Genomic DNA, 21,732 nt, shown 5'->3' with positions numbered 1-21,732 from the left:
CGCAGTGCTCGCACTCCGCGTCGGCGCGTCTTCCCTGGGCTCGCTTCCCGCGCGCCCGCGCGCGGATCGGTGCGGCGGCTCAGCGACCCGCGTTCTTCCCGTCCCTCCACGACAGCCACTCCGCGACGCCCGACATGTCGTACTCCGGGCCGGTCATGCCGATCGTGAAGAGCGTGGCACCCAAAGCCACCTGCTCCTCGACCTCCGCGAGGGTGCGCTTGCCGATCTCGGTGGAGATCTCCACCTCGGAGACGTCGCGGCCCACGTCCTCGGCATGCTTGGCGAGGATGCCGAGCTTGCGCTCGAGCGTCTGCGCGTCGGAGAAGCTGTGCCAGATGTCAGCGTGCTTCGCGACGAGCCGGAGGGTCTTCTTCTCGCCCCCGCCGCCGATGAGGACAGGGATCTTCCGCGTGGGGGCCGGGTTCAGCCTGGCCCAGCGCTCCTCGATGCGCGGCAGCGCCTCGCCGAGGTCGTCGAGCCGTGACCCGACGGTGCCGAACTCGTAGCCGTACTCGTCGTAGTCACGCTCGAACCAGCCCGAGCCTGTGCCGAAGATGAACCGGCCCGTGCCACCCTTGGCGCTGATGTGGTCGATCGTGCGGGCCATGTCCGCCTGCAGGTCCGCGCCCCGGTAGCTGTTGCAGTTGACCAGTGCGCCGATCTCGACCCGCGTGGTCTGCTCGGCAAGCGCGGCGAGCATGGTCCACGACTCGAAGTGGAGCCCGTCCTTCTCCCCGTACAGGGGGTAGAAGTGGTCCCAATTGAAGAGGACGTCCACGCCCGCGTCCTCGAGCTCGGCGGCCACGTCGCGGATCTTCTCGTACGGCGCGTGCTGAGGCTGGATCTGGACGGCGATACGGATGGGACGGTCGGCTGGCATGACTCTCCTCGGGGAGCGGGACTGTGACACGGGGACGTGCGCCCGCACCGTGCCCGACGCGGATCCGCCCCGTCGGCCACTGTAGCCCCGACCTCCCCACCCGGTGGGCGGCGCCGCACGGGAACGCCGCAGTGCCGCCGCACGTCCTTCACCATGACGCCCCCGGCCCTCCGACGAAGGACACCATGACCCAGGAGATCCCTGATGCGCTCGCGCTGGTCCAGACGGGCTCGGTCGGAGCTGCGACGCCCGACCAGGTGCGCGCGTGGAGGCGCGAGATCCAGCGCTTCCTGCTGCAGTACGAGTTCGGGCTCAGGGAGATCGACACGAAGCTGTCCATCCTGCGCGACGAGTTCCTGGAGCTGCACGACTACAACCCGATCGAGCATGTCTCCAGTCGGGTGAAGTCCCCCGAGAGCCTGCTGGAGAAGATCGCGCGCAAGGGCGTGTCGCACGATCTGGACGCGGTTCGCGAGCACATCACGGACATCGCTGGGATCCGCGTGACGTGCGCCTTCGTGTCGGACGTCTACCGCCTGTTCGACCTGCTCACGCGCCAGGACGACGTCACGGTGCAGACGGTCAAGGACTACATCGCGAGTCCCAAGGCGAACGGCTATCAGAGCCTCCACGCGATCGTCACGGTGCCTGTGTTCCTGTCCTCCGGCGCGGTGCCGGTTCCGGTGGAGGTGCAGTTCAGGACGGTGGCGATGGACTTCTGGGCGAGCCTGGAGCACAAGATCTACTACAAGTACCGCAGGGCGGTGCCGCCGGCGCTGATCGATGAGCTCCGCGAGGCTGCCGACACCGCGGCGGAGATGGACGCCCGCATGGAGCGGCTGCACCGGCAGGTGCGCGCGGACACCGCGCACGCGGAGCAGAGGTAGCGTGCAGGGTGACGGCGGAGGCCGTCGCGAGAGAGAGGGCGACGCGTGCGCGCAGCAGTGATGCATCAGGCCGGGGACGTGCGTGTGGAGACCGTGCCGGACCCGCGGATCGTGAGCCCGACGGATGCGATCGTCCGGTCCGTGCGCGCCTGCATCTGCGGGTCCGACCTGCACCCCTATCACTCGCTTCCCGCGTCGGATCCAGGACGGCCGATGGGCCACGAGCTGATCGGGGTGGTCGAGGAGCTGGGCGCGGAGGTGACGGCGCTGTCGGTCGGCGACCTCGTGGTGGTCCCGTTCGCCTACTCCGACAACACGTGCCCCGCTTGCCGGGACGGATTCCAGGCCGCGTGCCATCACGGCGGCTTCTACGGCTCGAACGGCGTGGGTGGCCTGCAGGCGGAGCTCGCACGCATCCCGCAAGCGGCCGGCACGCTCGTCGCGGTGCCGGGCGTGGACCCCGCGACGGCTGACGACGCGCTGCTGAAGTCGCTCCTGACGTTGTCCGACGTGTACCTCACCGGCTATCACGCGGCCTTCATGGGCGGGGTGACGGCGGGCTCTACCGTGGCCGTCGTGGGCGATGGCGCAGTCGGGCTGTCCGCCGTCCTCGCCGCCAGACGGATGGGCGCCGAGCAGATCATCCTGATGGGCCGCCATGCCGAGCGCACCGATCTGGGCGTCGCCTGGGGCGCCACCGACGTCGTCCCCGAACGAGGCGACGAGGGAGTCGCACGGGTGCTGGAGCTCACCGGCGGCCTTGGCGCCCAGGTGGTGCTCGAGGCGGTCGGCCTGATGCCCGCCTACGTGCAGTCGTACTCGATCGCACGGACGGGCGGCACCATCTCACGCGTCGGCGTGCCTCAGTACTCGGATGCGCCGGTGGGTGGAACCTCGCTGTTCCGCCGGAACCTCACGCTCACCGGCGGCGTCGCGCCTGTCCGCGCCTATCTGGAGGACGCCATCCAGGACGTGCTGAACGGCGAGATCGATCCTGGGAAGGTGTTCGACCGCACCATCGGGATCGAGGACACACCTGCCGGCTACGCTGCGATGGACGCGCGCGAGGCGCTGAAGGTGATGATCGAGTTCTGACGTCCGCCCGCGCGCGGTGCCACTGCTCGACGCAACCGGTCTCACGCAAGGCGACCCGTCGCGTCGCCAGCGACGCATCGCACCGTCAGCGACGCGTCGCGCTCACATCGGACAGCAGGCCCGCGGCCTCCCGCTCATCGGCCCAATGCTGAAGCAGCTCCAGCTGGTCCGCTACCGGCGTGCCCGCCGTGACCGCGTACACGAGCAGCGTGAGATCAGGGTCGGACGGCAGCTCCATCCCCTCGAACTCGAGCTCCATCACACCCACCGCGGGGTGCCGCAGCCGCTTCGCTCCGGAACGATGGAACTTCACGTCGTGCCGGGCCCACAGGGCACGGAACTCGTCCGACCGGGTGGACAGCTCGCCCACGAGCTGCGTCAGCGCCTTGTCCCGGGGCCGCTTGCCGGCCTCCATCCTCAGCAGCGCCGTCACGTCGGCTGCCGCCTGATGCCAGTCGACGAAGAAGTCGCGCGAGGATTCGTCGAGGAAGACATACCTCGCAGTGTTGGTGGGGCGCTCGGGGCTGTCGAGCAGCGGGGCGTACAACGCTTGTGAAGCACGGTTGTGAGCCAGGTGGTCCAGGCGACCGTTGCGCACCCACGCAGGTGCCGAGATCGAGTCGAGGATCGCCTGGATCTGCGGACGCACCACCCCCGCAGGCGGACGGGCCGACGCTCGCGACGAGCCGGGGCCGGCGGCGCGCGCGAGATCGAACAGGTGGGCACGTTCCGCATCATCGAGCCTCAACGCGTTCGCGAGCGCATCGAGCACCGAGTCGGAGGCGCCTGCGAGGTTGCCGCGTTCCAGCCGCACGTAGTAGTCCACGGAGACGCCAGCGAGCATCGCGACCTCCTCGCGGCGCAGGCCGGGCACCCGCCGGTTGCCGCCGAAGGCAGGCAGCCCCGCGTCCTGGGGGCTGATGCGCGCACGGCGCGTGCGAAGGAACTCGGTGACCTCGGATCGGTTCATGCTCACACGGTAGGGCGAAGCGCCACCGTCAGGGAGGGCGGGACGGTACCTCCCGGCACCGGCCGACCGCCCGCCCTGCTCAGGTCAGGCGCCGAGCTCCCGCACGACCGCTCCCAGGGCGCCGACGGCGTCCACCTGCGCCTGGTCTGTCGTGAGGAACACGAAGCCGTCGCCTGTGAGCACTGCAGCGTCGGGGTAGGCGGCCTCGTAGTTCGCGACGTCCATGTCGCGATTCGCGTTCGAGGAGTAGATCGCCAGCAGGTCGTTCCATTCGCCGTCGTCGTCGGCGTCGCACGTGTACTCCCAGCCGGCCACGATGCCTTCGCCCGCGACCTTGCCGCCGATCCATGAGTCGCACCCGGATGCGACACGCACGCTGTCGAGCAGCTCCGACACGTTGACCGCGCTCGACGTGGTCGCCGCGCCGGAGGTCGCCGCGCCGCCGGTCACTGCATCCGCTGCGGTGCTGGCAGAGTCGCCGGTGCCGTCGCCGGCAGTGGTGTCGGAGCTGCAGGCCGCGAGCATCAGGCTGGCAGATGCCATCAGTGCAATGGTGGTCGCGGTCGTGGTGGTTCGCATGGTCGTTTCCTTCTCGATAGGTCCCCGGCGGGGACGGACCCGGCTACGTTACGGCGAGCCGTTTAGGACGTTCGTCCAAAAGGTCCCAGTTCAGCCTGCGCGCCACAGGAACTGGCGTTCGGGGTATCGGCAGTGCCTCCCCTGGATCGCGCCGAGGTGCCTACGGTGAGGTCATGATCACCCTCACCCTGAACAACGGCGTCGTGATGCCCGCCCTGGGCTACGGCGTCTTCCAGACCCCCGCCGACGAGACCGCCACCGCGGTGGCCGAGGCGCTTCGCGTCGGCTACCGGCATATCGACACCGCAGCCGCCTACTTCAACGAGGCGGGCGTGGGCGCCGCGCTCGCCACCTCGGACGTGCCGCGCGAGGACGTCTTCATCGAGACCAAGGTGTGGGTCAGCGACTACGGCTACGACCAGGCGCTCCACGCGTTCGACAAGGCGTCGGCGAAGCTGGGAGTCGAGCAGCTCGACTTGCTGATCCTGCATCAGCCAGCACCGTCACGGTGGGATCGCACCGTCGCGGCGTACAAGGCGCTCGAGACCCTGTACGCCGACGGCAAGGTGCGGGCGATCGGCGTGAGCAACTTCATGCCCGACCACCTGACCCGCCTGCTCGACGCGACCGACGTGGTGCCCGCCGTGAACCAGATCGAGGTGCACCCGTACTTCCAGCAGAAGGAGCTGCTCGCAATGGATGCCGAGCACGGAATCCTGAGCCAGGCGTGGTCACCGATCGGCGGCATCACGTTCTACCCGGGTTTCACTGACGGGAAGCAGTCGACGCTCAACGACCCGACCATCGCCGCGATCGCCGCGTCGCATGGCAGGTCGCCTGCGCAGGTGATGCTGCGCTGGCACCTGCAGGAGGGCCGCTCGGCCATCCCCAAGTCGGTGACGCCGTCCCGCATCGCCGAGAACTTCGACGTGTTCGACTTCTCGCTCGACGCCGACGAGGTCGCAGCGATCGATGCGCTCGACACAGGCGTGCGCAGCGGTCCCGACCCGGACGTGGCCCGCGAGTCCATGTTCGACCGAGTCATCCCCGAGGCCTGAGCACCGGGCCTCGTCACGCGGGCCCCGACACGCGTGCAGAGGCTCATCCGCCACACCCCCGCACCACCCGGACAATCGCGTCAGAAGGAGCACACGCATGAAGTACACACAGTTGGGCCGTTCGGGCCTGCGCATCAGCAGGCTCGCGCTGGGCACGATGAGCTACGGCGATCCGTCCAAGGCGTTCCCCGCCTGGGCGATGCCTGAGGAGGACGCCCAGCCGTTCTTCAAGCAGGCCGTCGAACTCGGCATCAACTTCTGGGACACCGCGAACGTGTACTCGGCAGGGTCGTCAGAGGAGATCGTGGGCCGCGCGATCCGCGAGTACAGCCGCCGCGAGGACATCGTCCTGGCCACCAAGGTCCACTTCCGCATGCACGACGGACCCGGAGGTCAGGGCCAGTCCCGCAAGGCGATCATGGAGAACATCGACGCGTCCCTCAAGCGCCTGGGCACCGACTACGTGGACCTATACCAGATCCACCGCTTCGACCCCACGACCCCCATGGAGGAGACCATGGAGGCGCTTCACGACGTGGTCAAGGCGGGCAAGGCCCGCTACCTCGGCGCCTCGGCCATGTGGGTGTGGCAGTTCGCCGAGCTGCAGCACACCGCGGACCTCAACGGCTGGACGCGCTTCGTGTCCATGCAGGACCAGTACTCGCTGCTGTACCGCGAGGAGGAGCGCGAGATGTTCGGCCTGCTCGCCCACCAGGGCGTCGGCTCCATCCCCTACTCGCCGCTGGCGAAGGGCCGCGTCACCCACCCGTGGGGCACCACCACTGCCCGCAACAGCAACGACCCCGTCGCCGACGCGACCTTCCTCGACACAGACAAGCCCATCGTCGACGCCGTCCAGAAGATCGCGGAGACCCGCGGCGTTCCGATGGCACGGGTCGCTCTCGCCTGGGTGCTGCGCAACCCGATCGTCTCCGCACCCATCGTCGGCGCCACCAAGGTCACGCACCTGGACGACGCGGTCGCCGCGCTCGACATCGACCTCACCGACGACGAGGTGACCGCCCTCGAGGAGCACTACCGGCCCCGCAACCCGGCCGGGTTCTAGGCCTGGGGTCAGAGGGTGCTGGACACCGACCGGTGTCGGGCACCCTCTGACCTTCCACGCGCCGATCCATCGCCCTGTTCGCGCACGAGGCGCACCGAGGGGTGCTCCCGTCGGGAGCGCGCACGGGGAATAACCATCCGGCGGACTACGCTTCTTAGTTGACGATTCAAGCACCTGAGCCGCGACCAAGGAGCACTCCCCGATGAGCACCCCCGCCCTCCCCGTCTCCTTCGGCATCGAGACGTTCGGAGACCTGCCGCTGCACGACGATGGAGAGCCGATGTCGCACGCCGCTGCGCTCAGGCAGGTGGTCGAGGAGGCCGCGCTGGCAGACACGGTCGGGATCGATGCCGTCGCGCTGGGAGAGCACCACCGGTCGGACTTCGCGATCTCTTCCCCCGAGATGGTCCTGTCCGCCATCGCGGCGCGCACCGAGCGGGTCCAGCTCGGCTCTGCGGTCACGGTGCTGTCCTCGGACGACCCCGTCCGCGTCTTCGAGCGCTTCGCCACGCTCGACGCTGTGTCGAACGGACGCGCTGAGGTGATCCTGGGCCGCGGCTCGTTCACCGAGTCCTTCCCCCTCTTCGGCTACGACCTGGCCGACTACGAGGTGCTCTTCGAGGAGAAGCTCGAGCTCTTCGCGCGCCTGCTCACCGAGCAGCCGGTGACCTGGTCCGGCACGACTCGCGCCGCACTGAAGGATGCGGACGTGTACCCGAAGACGGACTCGGGCGCCCTCACGACCTGGGTCGGCGTAGGCGGTTCACCGGAGTCCGTGGTGCGCACCGCGCGACACGGTCTGCGACTGATGCTGGCGATCATCGGCGGCGATCCGGGACGGTTCGCTCCCTACATCGATCTCTACCGGCGGGCCGCCGAGCAGTTCGGCACGATCGCACACCCCGTCGGCATGCACAGCCACGGCTTCATCGCACCCACCGACGAGGAGGCCAACGAGTCGTACTTCCCGGGCTACAAGGCGATGCGGGACCGCATCGGCAGCGAACGAGGCTGGCCCGCGATGACCCGTGCGCAGTTCGACGACGAGGTCGCGTACGGTTCGCTCTACGTCGGCTCCCCTGAGACGGTGGCCGCCAAGATGGCGGCGGCGATCGACGCGCTCGGGGTGGGCCGGTTCGACTTCGTCTACACCGGCGGCGGCGCGATGCCTGCGTCGTCCCGGCTGCGCGCCGTCGAGCTGTTCGGCACCCGGGTGATCCCCAGGGTGCGCGAGATCCTCGCCGACGGCGCCTCGGGATGACCTCCGCCGTGACCTGCGCCGGGGTCGGCCTGCCAGCGGAGCCGCGCGAGGGCCCTCGGCTGCATCGCAGAGGACCTGCCCTCGGCGAGAACCTGCAGGTCGGCGAGCTGCTCCCGCTTGTCCAGGCGTCTCACGCCTCGCATTTCCGACCACCTACCAGGGCATCCCGACGCCGCGGTGGGTAGCGTGGTGCCATGACGGATCAGGACCAGCTGTTCCCCGGCAAGCACTTCATCTCGACGGTGCTCGATGCGCTGGAGACCAAGACACGCATGAGCGGCGGGCTTGCGCGCGTGTACCTGATGCGCGCCGCGATGGCGGGCGTGCTGATCGGCATCATGTATGTCACGAACTACACGGTGCTCGCGGCGTTCGCAGGCGTGGGCGATGGATCGCTCGTGGACGTCGGGAAGATCGTGGGCGCGCTCATCTTCGGGTTCGCCCTGGTGTTCATCTACTACTCCAAGTCCGAGCTGCTGACGTCGAACATGATGATCGTGGCGATCGGCGCGTACTACCGCCGCACGACCATCTGGCGCTCGGCCCGGATCCTGCTGCTGTGCTACGGCGGCAACATCCTCGGCGGACTGGTGGTGGCACTCATCGTGCTGGGCTCGAGCCTGGGCGGCGGCGCGGTCGGCGAGCAGATGCAGCACAGCGTGGACGTGAAGCTCTCCTACGTCGCCGGTGGCGCGTCAGGCTGGTCGGACCTGTTCCTCCGCGCGGTGCTGTGCAACTTCATGATCAACCTGGCGATGCTGCTCGTGTACAACGGCCTCATCAAGGACGACTTCACGAAGTCGCTGGTGATGATCATGAGCGTGTTCATCTTCGCCTTCGTCGGCTTCGAGCACTCGGTGGCGAACACGGTGCTGTTCACGATCGTGGGGCTGAAGGACGGCATCGATGTGGGGCTCGCGCTGGGGAATGTCGGCATCGTGCTGCTCGGCAACTTCGTCGGGGGCGGCCTGCTGATCGGCTACTACTACGCGTACGCGAACGACGACCGCAAGTATCTGCGTCGCCAGAGTCTGCGCGGCCCGCAGCTGACGTCGCCCGGCGACCCTGAGCAACCGGAGTCGTGACGGCCGCGTTCGGGGTGCGTGAGTGTCGGATCTGAGGCGCCGCCGCATCCTGCGGGTACGCGAGTGTCGCGTCTGAGGCACCGCCGCATCCTGCGGGTACGCGAGTGTCGCGTCTGAGGCACCGCCGCATCCTGCGGGTACGCGAGTGCCGCGGGAGCGCGGAGCGGGCGTGCAGGACGGGCAACGCTGCCGGTTGCCAGTCCAACAGAGCGGAACGTAGCCTGGCGGGGTGGCAGGGTCGTCGATGCCCCGGACGGGCGACCACAGCATCCTCACGGCCATCGGCGGCACTCCGCTGATCAGGCTGGGCGGGATCGTGCCCGACGGCGCCGCCGAGGTGTGGGTGAAGCTGGAGGGCGGCAATCCCACGGGCTCCTACAAGGATCGGATGGCGCTGTCCGTGATCCGTGCGGCGCTCGAGCGGGGCGACGTCCGCCAAGGTGACACGCTCGTCGAGTTCACCGGCGGCAGCACGGGCATGTCGCTGGCCCTCGTCGCCGGCGTCCTCGGGCTCAAGTTCACCGCCGTGTTCTCGGACGCGTTCTCGCACAGCAAGCAGCAGGCGATGGAGGCGTTCGGCGCGACGGTGGTCGTCGAGCACAGCGACGACGGCCTGATCACCACGGCGCTCGCGGAACGCATGAGGGAACGTGCGCACGACCTCGCGGCGCAGCCGGGCCACCACTACGTCGACCAGTTCGGGTCGCCAGACGTCCCTCCCGGCTACGTCCCGATGGGCACGGAGATCGCCACGTCGCTCGGTGGCGAGTTCGACGTCTTCTGCCACGGCGTCGGGACCGGCGGTGCGCTCATGGGGGCGCTCGACGGCATGCGCGCGGCGGGGGCCTCGCCGCAGGTGGTGGCGCTCGAGCCGACCCAGGCTCCGCTGCTCTCCGAGGGTCGCAGCGGAGCCCACTCGGTCGAGGGCATCGCGGTGTTCACCGATCCCGCGTTCCTGGACCGGTCGCGGCTGGACGACGTTCGCGTCATCGATCAGAACCGGGCGTTCGACACGTGCCGTCGTCTGGCATGCAGTGAAGGCGTGTTCGCCGGTGCGTCGACAGGACTCAACGTGGCCGCGGCGATCGAGCTCGCGGAGCAGCTCGGCAGCGGCCACCGCGTCGTCACGATCGCGTGCGACACGGGCCTGAAGTACCTGGGCGAGCAGCCGTACGTCTGACCCGCGGCACGCAGGGCGACGCGGAGGGACTCGCATCGCGCCTCGCGTGCGCAGACCGCACAGAGACGTAGACCCTATTCAGGGACGACTTGGAACGTCCCCTCGTAGGTGGACGCACCGGTGATCGCGCCCACGTACGCGGGACCGTACCGGTCGTACTTGGCGTGGAGCTCCGCGTCGATGCGCGGATGCTCCGCGGCGTCCGCGGGCACGAGCTCGAGCACCACGTCCCGCTCGACTCCTCCGGCGCTGACGCGACCCCGCCCGGAGCGGCTCGCGCGCCTGAACCACGGGTTGTCGACGCCGTGCGCCGACCTCACATAGATGTCGTCGCCTTCGCGCGCCACCCAGATGGTGACCCAGGGACGCAGGGTCCCGTCGGGCCGTCGGGACGCGATGCGCAGCTCGTCGGTCTGCGCGATCGTCGCCAGCTCGTGGGAGGTCCATGCGCCCATGCGGGGCTCCTTTCGTCACGTTCAAGGATGGGGCAGGGCCCCACGCGGCACCTCGCGGCGGCGCGTCGGACCCTGGGTGCGGCTCACAGCGACGGGTCGACCATCACTTTGAGGGACTCGCGCGAGTCCATCGCTGCATAGGCTGCGGGGACGTCGTCGATCGACACGACGCGGTCGAAGACCTTGCCGGGGTTGATGGTGCCGTCGAGAACCTGCCGGATGGCGTCCTCCAGGTACGCACGGACCGGGGCCGGACCGCCGGCGAGGCGGGCGTTCTTCCCGAACAGCGAGCCGAAGCCGATCGGAGCCTCCTCGTACTGGGGCACGCCCACACGGGAGATGACGCCGCCGGGGCGGACGATGCCGTACGACTGCTCGTACGCAGGCATGTGGCCCACTGCCTCGAGCACCGCGTGCGCGCCCTCGCCGTTCGTGATCTCCATGACCTTCGCGATGCCTTCGGCGCCACGCTCGGCGACGACGTGCGTCGCACCCCACTCTCGTCCGAGATCGGTGCGCGACTCGTGACGACCCATGAGGATCACGGTGTCCGCACCCAACTGCTTGGCGGCCAGGACGGCGGACAGCCCGACGGCACCGTCGCCCACGACCGCGACGGTCTGGCCAGGCTTGATCTGGGCCATGTACGCGGCGTGGAAGCCTGTGAGATAGACGTCGGAAAGCGCGAGCAGCGACGCGAGCAGGTCGTCGGACGCCGTCTCGGGGTCCACGCCGGGGACGATGACGGCCGAGCCGTCCGCCTGCGGGATCCGCGCGTACTCGGCCTGGAGACCCGCAGCCTGAGGAGTGCCGTACCATCCGCCGTGCACGCAGGCGGTGTGCATCCCCTCCTGGCAGAACACGCAGGTGTTGTCCGAGAACGCGAACGGGACGACGACGAAGTCGCCCTTCGTGAGGGTCTTCACCTCGGCGCCGACCTCCTCGACGACCGCGATGAGCTCGTGACCCATCGACAGGCCCTCCTCGGTGGTGGGCAGCGAGTGGTACGGGTGGAGGTCGGAGCCGCAGACGCAGGCGCGCACGGTGCGCACGATCGCGTCGGCGGGCTGCTGGATGACGGGCATCGGCGCGTCGATGACGCGGACGTCGCCGGCGCCGAACATGTAGGTGGCCTTCATGAGGCGTGGTTCTCCTAGGGGTGGTGGGGGTTGAGGGATCGGGCTGCGCAGGCTCAGCGACTGTCGCGAGGGGATGCGCCGCCCGGGAGGAACGAGTCGGCGACGTGCTCCTTCCATACGGTCGACTCGGCGGGTTCGTCGGCGCTCTCGACCACGGCGATGTGCTCCATGAAGCTGCCGCCCGCGGCATGGAAGTGCTCCTCGCCGGGCTCCGTGTACAGCGTCTGGCCCGCGTGCACCTCGATGAGGTTGCCGTCACGGTCACCGAAGTAGGCGGTTCCCGAGGTGACGTGCAGGAACTGGCCACGGGCGTGCGCGTGCCACGCCGTGCGTGCGCCTGGCGCGAAACGCACCTTCGCGACGGTGGCGCGCTGCGCGTCGCCCTGCGGCGTCGAGATGAAATCGAGCCAGACGTCGCCGGCGAACTGCTCCGGCGGGTTCTTGATGGTGGGGACGGCGGGAAGGATCTTCATGGCGTGCTCCTCTACCGGGCGAACAGCTGCTTGGCGAGCGTCAGGGCGGACACTGCGCGCGGCCACCCGGCGTAGAAGGCGACGTGGGTGATCGCCTCCTTGATCTCGTCCTCGGCGAGTCCGTTCGCCAGGCCCAACGGGATGTGGGCGTGCAGCTGCTCGATGTTGCCATTGGCCACGAGCGAGGTGATCGTCACGAGGCTGCGGTCGCGTGCCGACAGGGCGTCGGTGCGCGACCACACCTTCCCGAACAGCACCTCGTCGGTGAGCTCCACGAACGTCGGAGCGAAGTCGCCCATCATGCGCTGCATGGGGGCCGTGTCTGAATCGGTCATGCCTCCATTGCAGCGCGATGCCGGAGCAGGAACCAGGTGCTGTCAGGGGTGGCTCCACCAGTACCCCCTTCGGGCGGGTGGGCGGACGTACCGTGGAGCCCATGACGACCAGAGACGATGTGCGCGACTTCCTGGTGAGCCGCCGCGCCAGGATCACGCCCGCCATGGTCGGCCTGCCGTCGGGAGGCAGCCGGCGCGTTGCCGGCCTGCGCCGTGGTGAGGTGGCGATCCTCGCCGGCGTGAGCGTCGAATACTACACGAAGCTGGAGCGCGGCGACCTGCGTGGCGTGTCCGACGAGGTGCTCGAGGCGATCGCCGCCGCACTGCGGTTCACCGAGGCGGAGCATCGTCACCTGTTCGATCTGGCGCGCACCGCCAACGCAGGAGCGAAGGCACGCAAGCGCGCCACGACTCGCACGGGCATCCGCCCGAGCCTCCTGCACCTTCTCACGTCCATCACGGACGCTGCGGCAGTGCTCGGGGACCGCACGAGCGGAATCGTCGCGGCGAACAGCCTGGCGCGCGCGCTGTACGACCCGCTCTACCGCACCATGGGCGACCACGTGACGTACGCCCGGTACATCTTCTTCGATCCGTCGTCGCAGCAGTTCTACCCCGACTGGGAGGACATCGCCGACGCGTCGGTGGCGAGCCTGCGCACCGTCGCCGGACGGAATCCGTTCGACCGCGAGATCAGCGACCTCGTGGGCGAGCTGTCCACCCGTTCGGAGGCGTTCCGGGTCCGGTGGGCACGGCACGATGTGCGCCTCCACATCGAGGGCGTCAAGCGCATCCAGCATCCTGCCGTCGGCCTGCTGGAGCTCGAGTACAACACGCTCGTCCTGCCCGGCGACGAGGATCTGACGCTCACGGTGTACACGGCCGCCCCGGGGAGCGACTCGGCGGACAGGCTGCGGCTGCTCGCAACCTGGTGGGCCACGGAGAACGTTCAGAACGCCTCCACCACCACGGCCGAGCCCTGACCTCCCCCGCCGCAGATGGCGGCCACGCCGAGCGCTCCCCTGCCGACGGCGGCCGCGGTGCGCGCCACCGTGCCGACGATGCGGGCGCCCGACGCACCGATGGGATGGCCGAGAGCGATCGCCCCGCCGTGGATGTTGACGATGCCAGGGTCGAGCCCCAGGCTCCGGGTGGAGGCGAGCGAGACCGCCGCGAACGCCTCTGAGATCTCCCATGCGGCGACGTCACCCACGGCGAGGCCCGCGCGGGAGAGCGCCGCACGGGCGGCGTTCGCAGGTTGCACATGCAGCGACACGTCGGGCCCGGCCACCAGCGCCCAGGAGGCGACTCGCGCCAGGGGGCTTTCCACCACTCCCTCGCGCGCGAGCACCAGGGCGGCGGCGCCGTCGGAGATCTGGGAAGCGTTGCCCGCGGTGATCGTGCCGCGCCCGCCGAACGCCGGCCTGAGTCCTGCGAGCGACTCGACGGTGGTCCCCGGGCGCACCCCGTCGTCCGTGGCGACGGGGACCGCACCCGGCTTGGGTGCGAAGGGCTCGATCTCCTCCGCCTGGTGCCCGGCCGAGGCGATCAGGCGTCGATGCGACTCGGCGGCCCAAGCGTCCTGCTCCTCGCGCGTGAGGTCGTAGCGCTCAGAGTGCTCCTCCGTCGACGCGCCCATCGCGCGATGCTCGAAGGCGTCGGTCAGCCCGTCGTGAGCCATGGTGTCGAGCAGCTCGATCGCACCGTACTTGGCGCCCAGCCGCGAGCCGACGTACGCGTGCGGCGCCATCGACATGGACTCCATGCCGATCGTGAGCACCACGTCCGCCTCACCTGCCTCGATGAGCCGCGCACCTTGCGCGACCGCCTCGATGCCCGACAGGCACACGACGTTGAGCGTCGACGCGGGGACGGTCATCGGCACGCCCGCGCCCACGGCGGCCTGGCGGGCCGGGTTCTGTCCCGCGCCTCCCTGCAGCACCTGCCCGGCGACCACCCGGTCGACGCGTCCGGGCGCGAGGCCTGCGCGGCGTAGCGCCGCGGCGGCCGCATGCGCGCCCAGCACCGAGGCAGGGGTGCGCGCGAACTGGCCGCAGTACTTCACGAAGGGCGTGCGGGCGTAGCCCGCGATGACGACGCTCATGAGACCTCCAGCTCGACCCGCACCGGAGCTGCGGTGGACTCGGCGATCCGCTGCTCGGTGACGTCTGGCGCGAGCCGCCGCAGCACGAGTCCGCCGTCGACCACGTCCAGCACGCAGAGGTCGGTGACGATGCGATCCACCACGCCGACGCCGGTGAGCGGCAGGGTGCAGCGCTCGACGATCTTGGGAGTGCCGTCCTTGGCCTGATGGTCGGTGATGACGACGACGCGCCTGGTGCCCGCCACGAGGTCCATCGCGCCACCCATGCCCTTCACGAGCTTGCCGGGGATGGTCCAGTTGGCGAGATCTCCCGTGCAGGAGACCTGCAGCGCGCCCAGGATCGCGGCATCCACGTGGCCGCCGCGGATCATCGCGAACGAGGTGGCGGAGTCGAAGAAGCTTCCCCCGGGGAGCACCGTGACGGTCTGCTTTCCCGCATTGATGAGGTCCGCATCCTCGTCGCCTGCCACGGGGAACGGACCCATGCCGAGCATCCCGTTCTCGCTCTGCAGGGTCACGGTGACTCCGGGCGGCAGATGGTTCGCCACGAGCGTCGGGATGCCGATCCCCAGGTTGACGTACTGGCCGTCCTCGAGCTCCTCGGCTGCGATGGCCGCCATCTCGTCACGTGTCCAGGGCATGTCAGGCCTCCCTCGTCGTGCGCTGCTCGATGTCCTTGACACGCGGTGCGGACCTCACGAGCCGGTGCACGAAGATCCCGGGCGTCTCCACGGTGTCGGGGTCCAAGGGGTGGGGGTCCACCGCCTCGGCCTCGGCGATCGTCACGCGACCGGACATGGCGACAAGCGGATTGAAGTTCCGGGCCGTGAACCGGTAGCGGAGGTTGCCGGCGGTGTCCGCCCGGTTCGCCTTGACGAGCGCCACGTCGGCGACGATGCCGCGTTCCAGGATGTACGGGACGCCGTCGAAGGTGGCCTCCTCCTTGCCCTCGGCTACCGGCGTGCCGACGCCGGTGCGGGTGTAGAAGCCGGCGATGCCCGCCCCTCCCGCGCGCATGCGCTCGGCGAGCGTGCCCTGCGGCGCGAACTCGACATCCAGCCGGCCCGCCAGGTACTGCTCTGCGAAGAGGCGGTTCTCCCCCACGTACGAGGCCACGACCTTGCGGACCTGACCGGACTCGAGCAGGATGCCCAGACCCTTGCCGTCGACCCCCATGTTGTTGCTGACGATGGTGAGGTCGCGGACGCCCGTGTCCCTCAACGCCTCGATCAGATCGGTGGGGTTGCCGCTCAGGCCGAAGCCTCCCACGGCGATGATCTGCCCGTCCCTCACCACGCCTTCGAGCGCCTCCGCTGCGCTCCCGTACAGCTTGCCCATGACGTCCGACTCCTTTGTCTGACCACATCGTGGATTCCTCGGACAGTAGTTCCGAGTAGATGACCGGTCAATCGAGTGGCACGATGTGGTCAGACAACATCGCGATGACCACAATATGGACGCAAGGGAGCGGGCATGGCGGAGCAGGGCGCACAGGTGGTCTCGCGGGTCGCGGCACTGCTGCGCACGCTCAGCGCGAGCGCGGGAGCGCCGGTCCCCACCGCGCGGGCGGCCGCGCTCACGGGTCTCACCCGACCCACCGCGCATCGTCTGCTCTCCGGCCTCGCCGCCGAGGGCCTGGTGGACCGCGACCCGGATCACGGCTGGCTGCTGGGGCCGGAGGCATACATCCTCGGAGCCGTCGCTGCGGAACGGTACGACATCACCGCGCTGGCCGCCGAGGCGGTGCGAGAGGTGGCTCGCCTCACCGGAGAGAGCGCCTTCCTCTCTGCGCGACGCGGCGACGAGACGGTCTGCCTGCTGCGCGAGGAGGGATCGTTCCCCCTGCGCTCGCACGTCCTCTACGAGGGCATCCGCTTCCCGCTCGGGGTGGCGAGCGCGGGCCTCGCGATCCTCGCCATGTCGCCTGCCGCCGAGCGGGAGGCGTACCTGGCACGCACGGACCTCACCGACACATGGGGCGCCAGCCACGGCATCGTCCCGCTGCGCGAACGGCTCGAGGTGGCGCGTCGGACCGGATACGTCGTCAACCCCGGCCTGATCGTCGAGGGAAGCTGGGGCATGGCTGCGGCGATCTTCGACGCGTCGGGTCGGCCGAGCTGGGCACTGTCCGCCACCGGGGTGGAGGCTCGCTTCACACCCCCGAGACAGGCGGAGATCGGCCGGGTGCTGCTGGAGCAGGCGCATGCGGTGGGCCGGCTCATCGCCGATCGCGGGGCCGCCCGGCGCACGCGGTGATCCCGCGTTCCCGTGAACGGATGACACGACGGATAGGCTGTGCCTCACGATCGGAGCACTGTGGCTTCGAGGAAGCGGAGGCCGCCGATGGACGTCGCGATCCCCACGCTGCGCTACTTCACCGTGCTCGCGGCGGAGCTCCACTTCGGGCGCGCCGCCGAGCGCCTCTCCATCTCCTCCCCTTCGCTGAGCCAGCAGATCTCGGGCTTGGAGCGCTCGATCGGCGGCCAGCTCTTCGAGCGGACCTCGCGGTCCGTGACCCTCACCGCACTGGGCGCCGCCTTCCTGCCGCACGCGACGAAGGTCGTCGAGGCGCACGACGAGCTGTGCGAGTGGGTCGAGCGGCGACGGGTCGCGACCGGACCGACCCTGCGGATCGGCGTCGTCGCCGCGGGCGCCGCCCCCCTGACCGCGGCGATCATGAGCGCCGTGGGCTCGATCCCGGACCTGGGCCTCGAGATGCGCCGCGTCGGATTCTTCGACGTCGTGGGCGAGCTGCTCAACGATCGCGCCGACGTGGTGCTCGCCGCCGCGCCGCTGCCCCACGACCCCGCGACGGTCGAGGCGAGCCCTCTGTGGACGGAGCCGCGGGTGCTCGTGGTCCCCGCCGGCCATCCGTTGGCGGACCGCTCATCGATCGAGATCGCAGAGACCGCCGGGGAGACGTTCGTCGCCGCGTCAGGCGCAGACCCGCAAGCGCTCGCGTGGTGGGTAGTGGATCCCCGACCTGACGGCAGCCACCCCCGCATCGGGGCACGCGCAGACGACATCGAGGGGATCCTGGACCTGGTCGAGGCAGGGATGGGCGTGAACATCGCCGCGGCGTCGGCGGCGACGCACTTCCCGCGCTCCACCCTCGCGTTCGTGCCCGTGCGCGACATCGAGCCCGCGACGGTGCTGCTGTGCACGCGAGCGCAGCGCTCGCCGATCGCGGAGACCTTCGTGCGGATCGCTCAGACGGAGGCTCGCCGCGCATGGGCCGCAGGCGGGATGCTCGCCGATCGTTAGGCGACACCTCACGATCCATAGGCATCTCGAACTTCCCAACGCGGAGGGGCTCCGGCCATGCTGGACCCACCCGGACGACAACGGCGTCGTCCGAGAACCGACAAGGAGGTTGGCTCGATGTCCCCGAACGACGCCACCACGCTCGCACCCCAGCACGCAGGAATCCTTCCCGGGAAGCCGCAGCCCTTCTACCTGGACAACGGTCAAGGTGAGAAGTCCGTCGTCTTCGACACCCTCTTCACGATCCTCCTCACGGGCGACGAGACGGACGACCAGTACGACGTCTTCAGCTGCGAGGGCAACGCGGGCGACATCATCCCCGCCCACATCCACCCGTTCACCCACGAGATCTTCTTCGTCATGGATGGCGCCGTGCACCTGTGGATGGACGACGAGAAGGGCTTCAAGGACGACCACGTGCTCACCTCGGGCGGCTTCGGCTACGTCCCGAAGGGCACGATCCACGCCTTCCGCATGGAGGCCACGTCCAAGATCATGGGGGTCAGCTCCGCAGGCTTCGCACGGTTCTTCCACGCGATGGGCCGCCCGACCGACAAGCCGGGGATCCCTTCGCCCGAGGAGTTCTACATCCCGCCGTTCGAGCAGATGAAGGCCGCAGGAGAGCTGTACGGCACGGTCTTCCGCCCCGACTACAACTTCCTTGAGGACTGAGCGCCAGGAGGCGACCGTGCTCCGCGACGTGGTCTACGCGGAGCCGGTCGGCTTCCGGCCCCTGTCGCTCGACCTGTACCCGGCCTCCGTGCCTGACGCGCCCGTGGTGCTGTTCGTGCACGGTGGCGGGTGGCGCCTGGGCGGGCGGACGACGTTCGTGCCGACCATGCCGGGCGGCGACCCGTTCGTGCGGATCGCCTCGGCGGGGCTCGCGGTCGCCTCCCTCGACTACCGGCTGAGCGGAGAGGCGCGCTTCCCTGCGCAGGTGGACGACGTCGCGGCGGCGCTCGCGTGGGTGCGCGTGCACGCCACCGAGCTCGGCGTCGCGGCGGACCGCGTGGTGCTGTGGGGCGAGTCCGCGGGCGCCACGCTCGCCGCCCTGGTCGCGCTGCACGACGACCCCGCCGTCCGGGAGGGTGTGCGCGGCGTCGTCGACTGGTACGGGCCCTCAGATCTGATCGCGCTCGCCACCGCACAGGACGCGCTGGACGACTTGACGACCCGCGAGGCGGGCTGGCTCGGTCACACGGTGGGCGCCGACCTCGCACGCGCCCGCGACGCAAGCCCGGTGTCGCACGTGCGCGCGGGCGCACCGCCCTTCCTCGTCGCGCACGGCGCGGACGACACGGCCGTGCCTGCCTCCCAGAGCGTCGAGCTCGCTCAGGCGCTGCTCGCCGTCGGGGCCGACGCGCAGCTCACGCTGGTGCCGCACGCTGGGCACATGTGGCAGGGGGAGGTGGACCGGGAGGCGCTGCTCGACTCCGCGATCGCCTTCTGCAAGCGCGTCACGCGATGAGCGTGCGCTCAGCCGGCGGCGAGGCGCAGCGAGATGTCCTGGGCGGTGGCGCGCAGCGCGTCCAGCAGCGTCCCCCGCAGGTCGGCGGCGTCGTGACGGTTCGCCGCGACCGCGATGTTGATGGCCGCGACGGGTCGCTCGCCACGCCCGAACACCGGCACCGAGACCGACCGGAGACCGATCGCGACCTCCTGGTCCTGGATCGCGAACCCCTCCGCCCTGATCGCATCGGCTGCCGCGTCGACCTCGGCGAGCGAGCGGGCCGCGTTCGGCCCCACCGCCGCGGTGAAGTCGTGGGTGCGCAGCGCCTCGCGTCGCTCCTCGACCGAGAGGTAGGCCAGCAGCAGCTTGCCCATGCTGGTGTACGCCGCCGGGAGGGTGGATCCCACCTGGACGTTGGCCGTCACCAGATCCGAGTTGCGCAGTCGTACCAGGTAGAGCACCTGATCGCCGAGCAGCACACCCAGGTTGACGGTCTCGCCGGTCGACTCGGCGAGCCTCCGGAGGGGCCGTTCCGCGACCTGGACGAGGCTCGAGCCGCGCAGTGCGGCCGATCCGAGAGTGAGCACTGCGACGCCTGGGCGGATCGTGCCGTCGTCCGTGCGCTCCAGGAAGCCCTCGCCCTCGAGCGTCGCCACCACACGGAATGCGGTAGGCATGGGGATCCCGGTGCGCTCGCTGATGTCGCGGAGCTTGAGCCCGGTCACCGTCTCGTCGAACAGCCGGAGCACGGCGAGACCCTTCGCCAGTGCCTCGATCCGGTAGCGGCCCTCCCCCTTGACACCGTCATTGGCTTTCATGGAGTGAGACGCTATCTCGACGACCGAGCAGGTGCAATGCGGCACGCCATGTCAGGCCGCCACCCGGAACACGCGCAGCTGCAGGGCGAGCGTCGCGTAGTAGCCGACGAGCGCGGTCAGCTCGAACACGACCTCGGCGCCGAGCGCCGCCTCCGCCGTGGCCCAGGCCTCGTCGTCCAGGTCACCGGCCAGGAGCGCGAGCACCGCGTCCGCCACGGCGGCCTCGACACCCGAGAACGCGGAGGCATCGCGCATGCGCAGCGCCTCGATCTCGCGATCGGTGAGCCCATGCGCGCGCCCGACCGCCTCATGGGACACCTGCTCGAATGCGCTGCGCCAGTGCGCCGCCACCAGGAGGATCGCGATCTCCCGTGCCCGGTCCTCGAGCGAGCCGCGGTAGCGCAGCGCGGCGCCGACCTCCTGCAACGCGCCACCGATGCCGGGTGCGAGCAGCATCGCGTTGAAAGGCCCTCGCAGAGAGCCGTCCTGCCTTGTCAGGGCGAAGTGCTGAGGGCCGGCCGCGCGGGGCCCTCCAGCGATCGCGTCGTAGAGCGCGCGCGCCTCGGCATCAAGCCGCTCGGGCGTCAGATCAGGGACTCGACCCACGCCCCACCTCCTCGTCACGGTCGGCGCGCCCGCCTTGACGCGGGCGATTCGCCGTCTTAGATTCAATCATTGAAAGTTCTTTTTGGTCAATGAAAGCGAGATCAACGATGATCCCGACTGGAGCCGAAGAGGTCCACCTCCACGCAGGAGGCCACGACTTCACGGTGCGCGTATACCCCGCCGCGCATCCCGACGGCACTGCCCTGGTGTGGCTCCACGGCGGCGCCTTCATGTTCGGAGACCTGGACGTGCCGGAGGCGGACGGCACCTCGCGCCACCTCGCGCAGCACGGCACCACCGTCGTCTCGGTGGACTACACGCTCGCACCCGTGGACGCGCTCACCTCGATCCCCCTGCCCCCGCCACAGGACGGGATGCCCGACCCCGCAGAGCTCGTGAAGGCGCTGGGATCCGACCGACCCCGCGCGGCCTATCCCGCCGCCTCCCTCCAGGCGGTCGCAGCCTTCGACTGGGCCGCACACCACGCCACGACCTGGGGAGGGTCGCCGGACGCCATCGCCATCGGCGGCGCGAGCGCCGGTGGCAACCTCGCTGCGGGCGCCGCCCTGCGACTGCGCGATCGTGGCGGGATCTCACCGAGCGCCTCCTGCCTGGTCTACCCCGTGCTCCACCCGGTCCTCCCGGAGCCGGACGCCGAGCTCGCAGGGCTGCTCGCGGACCTCGACCCCGCGCTCGACATGTCGCCCGAAGCCACCGCGGCGATCGCCACGAACTACCTGGGAGGCGCCGCACCCACGGAGGCGTACGCGTTCCCCGCCGGTCACGATCCCCGCGGAGTCGCTCCCACTCTCATCGTGAACGCCGAGATCGACCGCCTCAGGGCCTCAGGGCAGGCCTACGCCGCCGAGCTCGCGGCGGCGGGCGTCGACGTCGAGCTCACGCGCGAGATCGGCGCAGAGCACGGCTACCTCAACGGCCTCGACCACCCCGCACGCCTGCGCACGCTCACCCGCATGTCGCGCTTCATCCACGAGCACGCCGCAGCCGCGCGCGCCTGAACCCACCC

At 70.0% G+C, this 21,732-nt stretch carries 25 protein-coding genes; 13 read left to right on the top strand and 12 right to left on the bottom strand.

The genetic code is table 11. From position 1 onward, the window contains the following. Window positions 1-79: 79 nt before the first annotated feature. Window positions 80-880, bottom strand: coding sequence for an LLM class F420-dependent oxidoreductase (locus RN607_RS05735; protein WP_313500797.1), 801 nt, complete (start codon window positions 878-880; stop codon window positions 80-82). A gap of 185 nt (window positions 881-1,065) precedes the next feature. On the opposite strand from RN607_RS05735, the gene RN607_RS05730 reads away from it, so the two are divergent. Then, entirely contained in the window at window positions 1,066-1,767 is a 702-nt protein-coding gene (locus RN607_RS05730; RefSeq protein WP_313544963.1) for a GTP pyrophosphokinase, read from the top strand. 45 nt (window positions 1,768-1,812) lie between these two features. Beyond that, window positions 1,813-2,862 carry an alcohol dehydrogenase catalytic domain-containing protein gene (locus RN607_RS05725; protein WP_313544961.1) on the top strand — a complete coding sequence of 350 codons (1,050 nt, stop codon included), beginning with the start codon at window positions 1,813-1,815 and terminating at the stop codon, window positions 2,860-2,862. A gap of 85 nt (window positions 2,863-2,947) precedes the next feature. Here the strand turns inward: RN607_RS05725 and RN607_RS05720 are convergent, their stop codons facing one another. Continuing rightward, the gene (locus RN607_RS05720) at window positions 2,948-3,832 is read right to left on the bottom strand and encodes a helix-turn-helix transcriptional regulator (protein WP_313544960.1); all 885 of its coding nucleotides are present in this window, start codon (window positions 3,830-3,832) and stop codon (window positions 2,948-2,950) included. Between the two features lie 84 nt (window positions 3,833-3,916). Continuing rightward, complete coding sequence (locus RN607_RS05715) at window positions 3,917-4,411, bottom strand: hypothetical protein (protein WP_313544959.1); 495 nt, start codon at window positions 4,409-4,411, stop codon at window positions 3,917-3,919. A gap of 173 nt (window positions 4,412-4,584) precedes the next feature. On the opposite strand from RN607_RS05715, the gene RN607_RS05710 reads away from it, so the two are divergent. The 5 genes from RN607_RS05710 to RN607_RS05690 all read left to right on the top strand — a co-directional run bounded on the left by RN607_RS05710 (window position 4,585) and on the right by RN607_RS05690 (window position 10,061). Beyond that, a complete protein-coding gene (locus tag RN607_RS05710; RefSeq protein WP_313544957.1) occupies window positions 4,585-5,469 on the top strand; it encodes an aldo/keto reductase in 885 nt (294 codons plus the stop codon). Window positions 5,470-5,566: 97 nt separating this feature from the next. Further along, on the top strand, window positions 5,567-6,535 hold the full coding sequence (locus RN607_RS05705; protein WP_313544955.1) for an aldo/keto reductase: 969 nt from the start codon (window positions 5,567-5,569) through the stop codon (window positions 6,533-6,535). Between the two features lie 202 nt (window positions 6,536-6,737). After that, window positions 6,738-7,796 (top strand): LLM class flavin-dependent oxidoreductase, encoded by a 1,059-nt coding sequence (locus RN607_RS05700; RefSeq protein WP_313544953.1) that lies wholly within the window; start codon window positions 6,738-6,740, stop codon window positions 7,794-7,796. Window positions 7,797-7,990: 194 nt separating this feature from the next. After that, window positions 7,991-8,881, top strand: coding sequence for a formate/nitrite transporter family protein (locus RN607_RS05695; RefSeq protein ID WP_313500776.1), 891 nt, complete (start codon window positions 7,991-7,993; stop codon window positions 8,879-8,881). Between the two features lie 229 nt (window positions 8,882-9,110). Then, complete coding sequence (locus tag RN607_RS05690) at window positions 9,111-10,061, top strand: PLP-dependent cysteine synthase family protein (protein ID WP_313544951.1); 951 nt, start codon at window positions 9,111-9,113, stop codon at window positions 10,059-10,061. A gap of 74 nt (window positions 10,062-10,135) precedes the next feature. Here the strand turns inward: RN607_RS05690 and RN607_RS05685 are convergent, their stop codons facing one another. The 4 genes from RN607_RS05685 to RN607_RS05670 all read right to left on the bottom strand — a co-directional run bounded on the left by RN607_RS05685 (window position 10,136) and on the right by RN607_RS05670 (window position 12,463). Continuing rightward, window positions 10,136-10,516, bottom strand: coding sequence for a DUF2255 family protein (locus RN607_RS05685; protein ID WP_313544950.1), 381 nt, complete (start codon window positions 10,514-10,516; stop codon window positions 10,136-10,138). A gap of 83 nt (window positions 10,517-10,599) precedes the next feature. Beyond that, a complete protein-coding gene (locus RN607_RS05680; protein WP_313544948.1) occupies window positions 10,600-11,655 on the bottom strand; it encodes a zinc-binding dehydrogenase in 1,056 nt (351 codons plus the stop codon). Window positions 11,656-11,708: 53 nt separating this feature from the next. Further along, window positions 11,709-12,128 carry a cupin domain-containing protein gene (locus tag RN607_RS05675; RefSeq protein WP_313544946.1) on the bottom strand — a complete coding sequence of 140 codons (420 nt, stop codon included), beginning with the start codon at window positions 12,126-12,128 and terminating at the stop codon, window positions 11,709-11,711. 11 nt (window positions 12,129-12,139) lie between these two features. Continuing rightward, a complete protein-coding gene (locus RN607_RS05670; protein WP_313544944.1) occupies window positions 12,140-12,463 on the bottom strand; it encodes a carboxymuconolactone decarboxylase family protein in 324 nt (107 codons plus the stop codon). Between the two features lie 101 nt (window positions 12,464-12,564). On the opposite strand from RN607_RS05670, the gene RN607_RS05665 reads away from it, so the two are divergent. Next, window positions 12,565-13,446 carry a helix-turn-helix transcriptional regulator gene (locus RN607_RS05665; protein WP_313544941.1) on the top strand — a complete coding sequence of 294 codons (882 nt, stop codon included), beginning with the start codon at window positions 12,565-12,567 and terminating at the stop codon, window positions 13,444-13,446. Here the strand turns inward: RN607_RS05665 and RN607_RS05660 are convergent. The 3 genes from RN607_RS05660 to RN607_RS05650 are packed head-to-tail and all read right to left on the bottom strand — an operon-like array spanning window position 13,413 to window position 15,905. Next, window positions 13,413-14,567 carry an acetyl-CoA C-acyltransferase gene (locus RN607_RS05660; RefSeq protein ID WP_313544939.1) on the bottom strand — a complete coding sequence of 385 codons (1,155 nt, stop codon included), beginning with the start codon at window positions 14,565-14,567 and terminating at the stop codon, window positions 13,413-13,415. The genes RN607_RS05665 and RN607_RS05660 overlap by 34 nt on opposite strands. Continuing rightward, window positions 14,564-15,208 (bottom strand): CoA transferase subunit B, encoded by a 645-nt coding sequence (locus RN607_RS05655; protein WP_313544937.1) that lies wholly within the window; start codon window positions 15,206-15,208, stop codon window positions 14,564-14,566. The genes RN607_RS05660 and RN607_RS05655 overlap by 4 nt, the downstream gene beginning before the upstream one ends. A 1-nt stretch (window position 15,209) precedes the next feature. Then, window positions 15,210-15,905, bottom strand: coding sequence for a CoA transferase subunit A (locus tag RN607_RS05650; RefSeq protein ID WP_313544935.1), 696 nt, complete (start codon window positions 15,903-15,905; stop codon window positions 15,210-15,212). A 135-nt stretch (window positions 15,906-16,040) separates the two neighbouring features. Here RN607_RS05650 and RN607_RS05645 point away from each other — a divergent pair, with 135 nt between their 5' ends. The 4 genes from RN607_RS05645 to RN607_RS05630 all read left to right on the top strand — a co-directional run bounded on the left by RN607_RS05645 (window position 16,041) and on the right by RN607_RS05630 (window position 19,299). Further along, complete coding sequence (locus tag RN607_RS05645; protein ID WP_313544934.1) at window positions 16,041-16,823, top strand: IclR family transcriptional regulator; 783 nt, start codon at window positions 16,041-16,043, stop codon at window positions 16,821-16,823. 87 nt (window positions 16,824-16,910) lie between these two features. Then, window positions 16,911-17,831: a LysR family transcriptional regulator gene (locus RN607_RS05640; protein WP_313544933.1), complete on the top strand. Its 921-nt coding sequence runs from the start codon at window positions 16,911-16,913 to the stop codon at window positions 17,829-17,831. 117 nt (window positions 17,832-17,948) lie between these two features. Continuing rightward, window positions 17,949-18,503 (top strand): quercetin 2,3-dioxygenase, encoded by a 555-nt coding sequence (locus RN607_RS05635; RefSeq protein ID WP_313500745.1) that lies wholly within the window; start codon window positions 17,949-17,951, stop codon window positions 18,501-18,503. 16 nt (window positions 18,504-18,519) lie between these two features. Continuing rightward, complete coding sequence (locus RN607_RS05630; protein ID WP_313544931.1) at window positions 18,520-19,299, top strand: alpha/beta hydrolase fold domain-containing protein; 780 nt, start codon at window positions 18,520-18,522, stop codon at window positions 19,297-19,299. Window positions 19,300-19,307: 8 nt separating this feature from the next. Here RN607_RS05630 and RN607_RS05625 read toward each other — a convergent pair whose 3' ends face one another. Together RN607_RS05625 and RN607_RS05620 are read right to left on the bottom strand one after the other, a co-directional pair. Further along, window positions 19,308-20,099, bottom strand: coding sequence for an IclR family transcriptional regulator (locus RN607_RS05625; RefSeq protein WP_313544929.1), 792 nt, complete (start codon window positions 20,097-20,099; stop codon window positions 19,308-19,310). Between the two features lie 51 nt (window positions 20,100-20,150). Next, entirely contained in the window at window positions 20,151-20,705 is a 555-nt protein-coding gene (locus tag RN607_RS05620) for a carboxymuconolactone decarboxylase family protein (RefSeq protein WP_313544926.1), read from the bottom strand. 107 nt (window positions 20,706-20,812) lie between these two features. Between RN607_RS05620 and RN607_RS05615 the strand changes: the two genes are divergently transcribed. Further along, window positions 20,813-21,724, top strand: a complete 912-nt coding sequence (locus RN607_RS05615) for an alpha/beta hydrolase fold domain-containing protein (RefSeq protein ID WP_313544924.1) — start codon at window positions 20,813-20,815, stop codon at window positions 21,722-21,724. The last annotated feature ends 8 nt before the right edge of the window (window positions 21,725-21,732 follow it).

The organism is Demequina capsici (assembly GCF_032102965.1).
GTDB lineage: Bacteria > Actinomycetota > Actinomycetes > Actinomycetales > Demequinaceae > Demequina > Demequina capsici.
This window is presented reverse-complemented; position numbering and strand designations above follow the sequence as displayed.

What these genes read in the sequence shown, in the direction of transcription:
- RN607_RS05735 (WP_313500797.1), bottom strand. Translation starts at nt 880, where the DNA reads ATGCCAGCCGACCGTCCCATCCGTATCGCCGTCCAGATCCAGCCTCAG.
- RN607_RS05730 (WP_313544963.1), top strand. Translation starts at nt 1,066, where the DNA reads ATGACCCAGGAGATCCCTGATGCGCTCGCGCTGGTCCAGACGGGCTCG.
- RN607_RS05720 (WP_313544960.1), bottom strand. Translation starts at nt 3,832, where the DNA reads ATGAACCGATCCGAGGTCACCGAGTTCCTTCGCACGCGCCGTGCGCGC.
- RN607_RS05715 (WP_313544959.1), bottom strand. Translation starts at nt 4,411, where the DNA reads ATGCGAACCACCACGACCGCGACCACCATTGCACTGATGGCATCTGCC.
- RN607_RS05710 (WP_313544957.1), top strand. Translation starts at nt 4,585, where the DNA reads ATGATCACCCTCACCCTGAACAACGGCGTCGTGATGCCCGCCCTGGGC.
- RN607_RS05705 (WP_313544955.1), top strand. Translation starts at nt 5,567, where the DNA reads ATGAAGTACACACAGTTGGGCCGTTCGGGCCTGCGCATCAGCAGGCTC.
- RN607_RS05700 (WP_313544953.1), top strand. Translation starts at nt 6,738, where the DNA reads ATGAGCACCCCCGCCCTCCCCGTCTCCTTCGGCATCGAGACGTTCGGA.
- RN607_RS05695 (WP_313500776.1), top strand. Translation starts at nt 7,991, where the DNA reads ATGACGGATCAGGACCAGCTGTTCCCCGGCAAGCACTTCATCTCGACG.
- RN607_RS05685 (WP_313544950.1), bottom strand. Translation starts at nt 10,516, where the DNA reads ATGGGCGCATGGACCTCCCACGAGCTGGCGACGATCGCGCAGACCGAC.
- RN607_RS05680 (WP_313544948.1), bottom strand. Translation starts at nt 11,655, where the DNA reads ATGAAGGCCACCTACATGTTCGGCGCCGGCGACGTCCGCGTCATCGAC.
- RN607_RS05675 (WP_313544946.1), bottom strand. Translation starts at nt 12,128, where the DNA reads ATGAAGATCCTTCCCGCCGTCCCCACCATCAAGAACCCGCCGGAGCAG.
- RN607_RS05670 (WP_313544944.1), bottom strand. Translation starts at nt 12,463, where the DNA reads ATGACCGATTCAGACACGGCCCCCATGCAGCGCATGATGGGCGACTTC.
- RN607_RS05665 (WP_313544941.1), top strand. Translation starts at nt 12,565, where the DNA reads ATGACGACCAGAGACGATGTGCGCGACTTCCTGGTGAGCCGCCGCGCC.
- RN607_RS05660 (WP_313544939.1), bottom strand. Translation starts at nt 14,567, where the DNA reads ATGAGCGTCGTCATCGCGGGCTACGCCCGCACGCCCTTCGTGAAGTAC.
- RN607_RS05655 (WP_313544937.1), bottom strand. Translation starts at nt 15,208, where the DNA reads ATGCCCTGGACACGTGACGAGATGGCGGCCATCGCAGCCGAGGAGCTC.
- RN607_RS05650 (WP_313544935.1), bottom strand. Translation starts at nt 15,905, where the DNA reads ATGGGCAAGCTGTACGGGAGCGCAGCGGAGGCGCTCGAAGGCGTGGTG.
- RN607_RS05645 (WP_313544934.1), top strand. Translation starts at nt 16,041, where the DNA reads ATGGCGGAGCAGGGCGCACAGGTGGTCTCGCGGGTCGCGGCACTGCTG.
- RN607_RS05640 (WP_313544933.1), top strand. Translation starts at nt 16,911, where the DNA reads ATGGACGTCGCGATCCCCACGCTGCGCTACTTCACCGTGCTCGCGGCG.
- RN607_RS05635 (WP_313500745.1), top strand. Translation starts at nt 17,949, where the DNA reads ATGTCCCCGAACGACGCCACCACGCTCGCACCCCAGCACGCAGGAATC.
- RN607_RS05625 (WP_313544929.1), bottom strand. Translation starts at nt 20,099, where the DNA reads ATGAAAGCCAATGACGGTGTCAAGGGGGAGGGCCGCTACCGGATCGAG.
- RN607_RS05615 (WP_313544924.1), top strand. Translation starts at nt 20,813, where the DNA reads ATGATCCCGACTGGAGCCGAAGAGGTCCACCTCCACGCAGGAGGCCAC.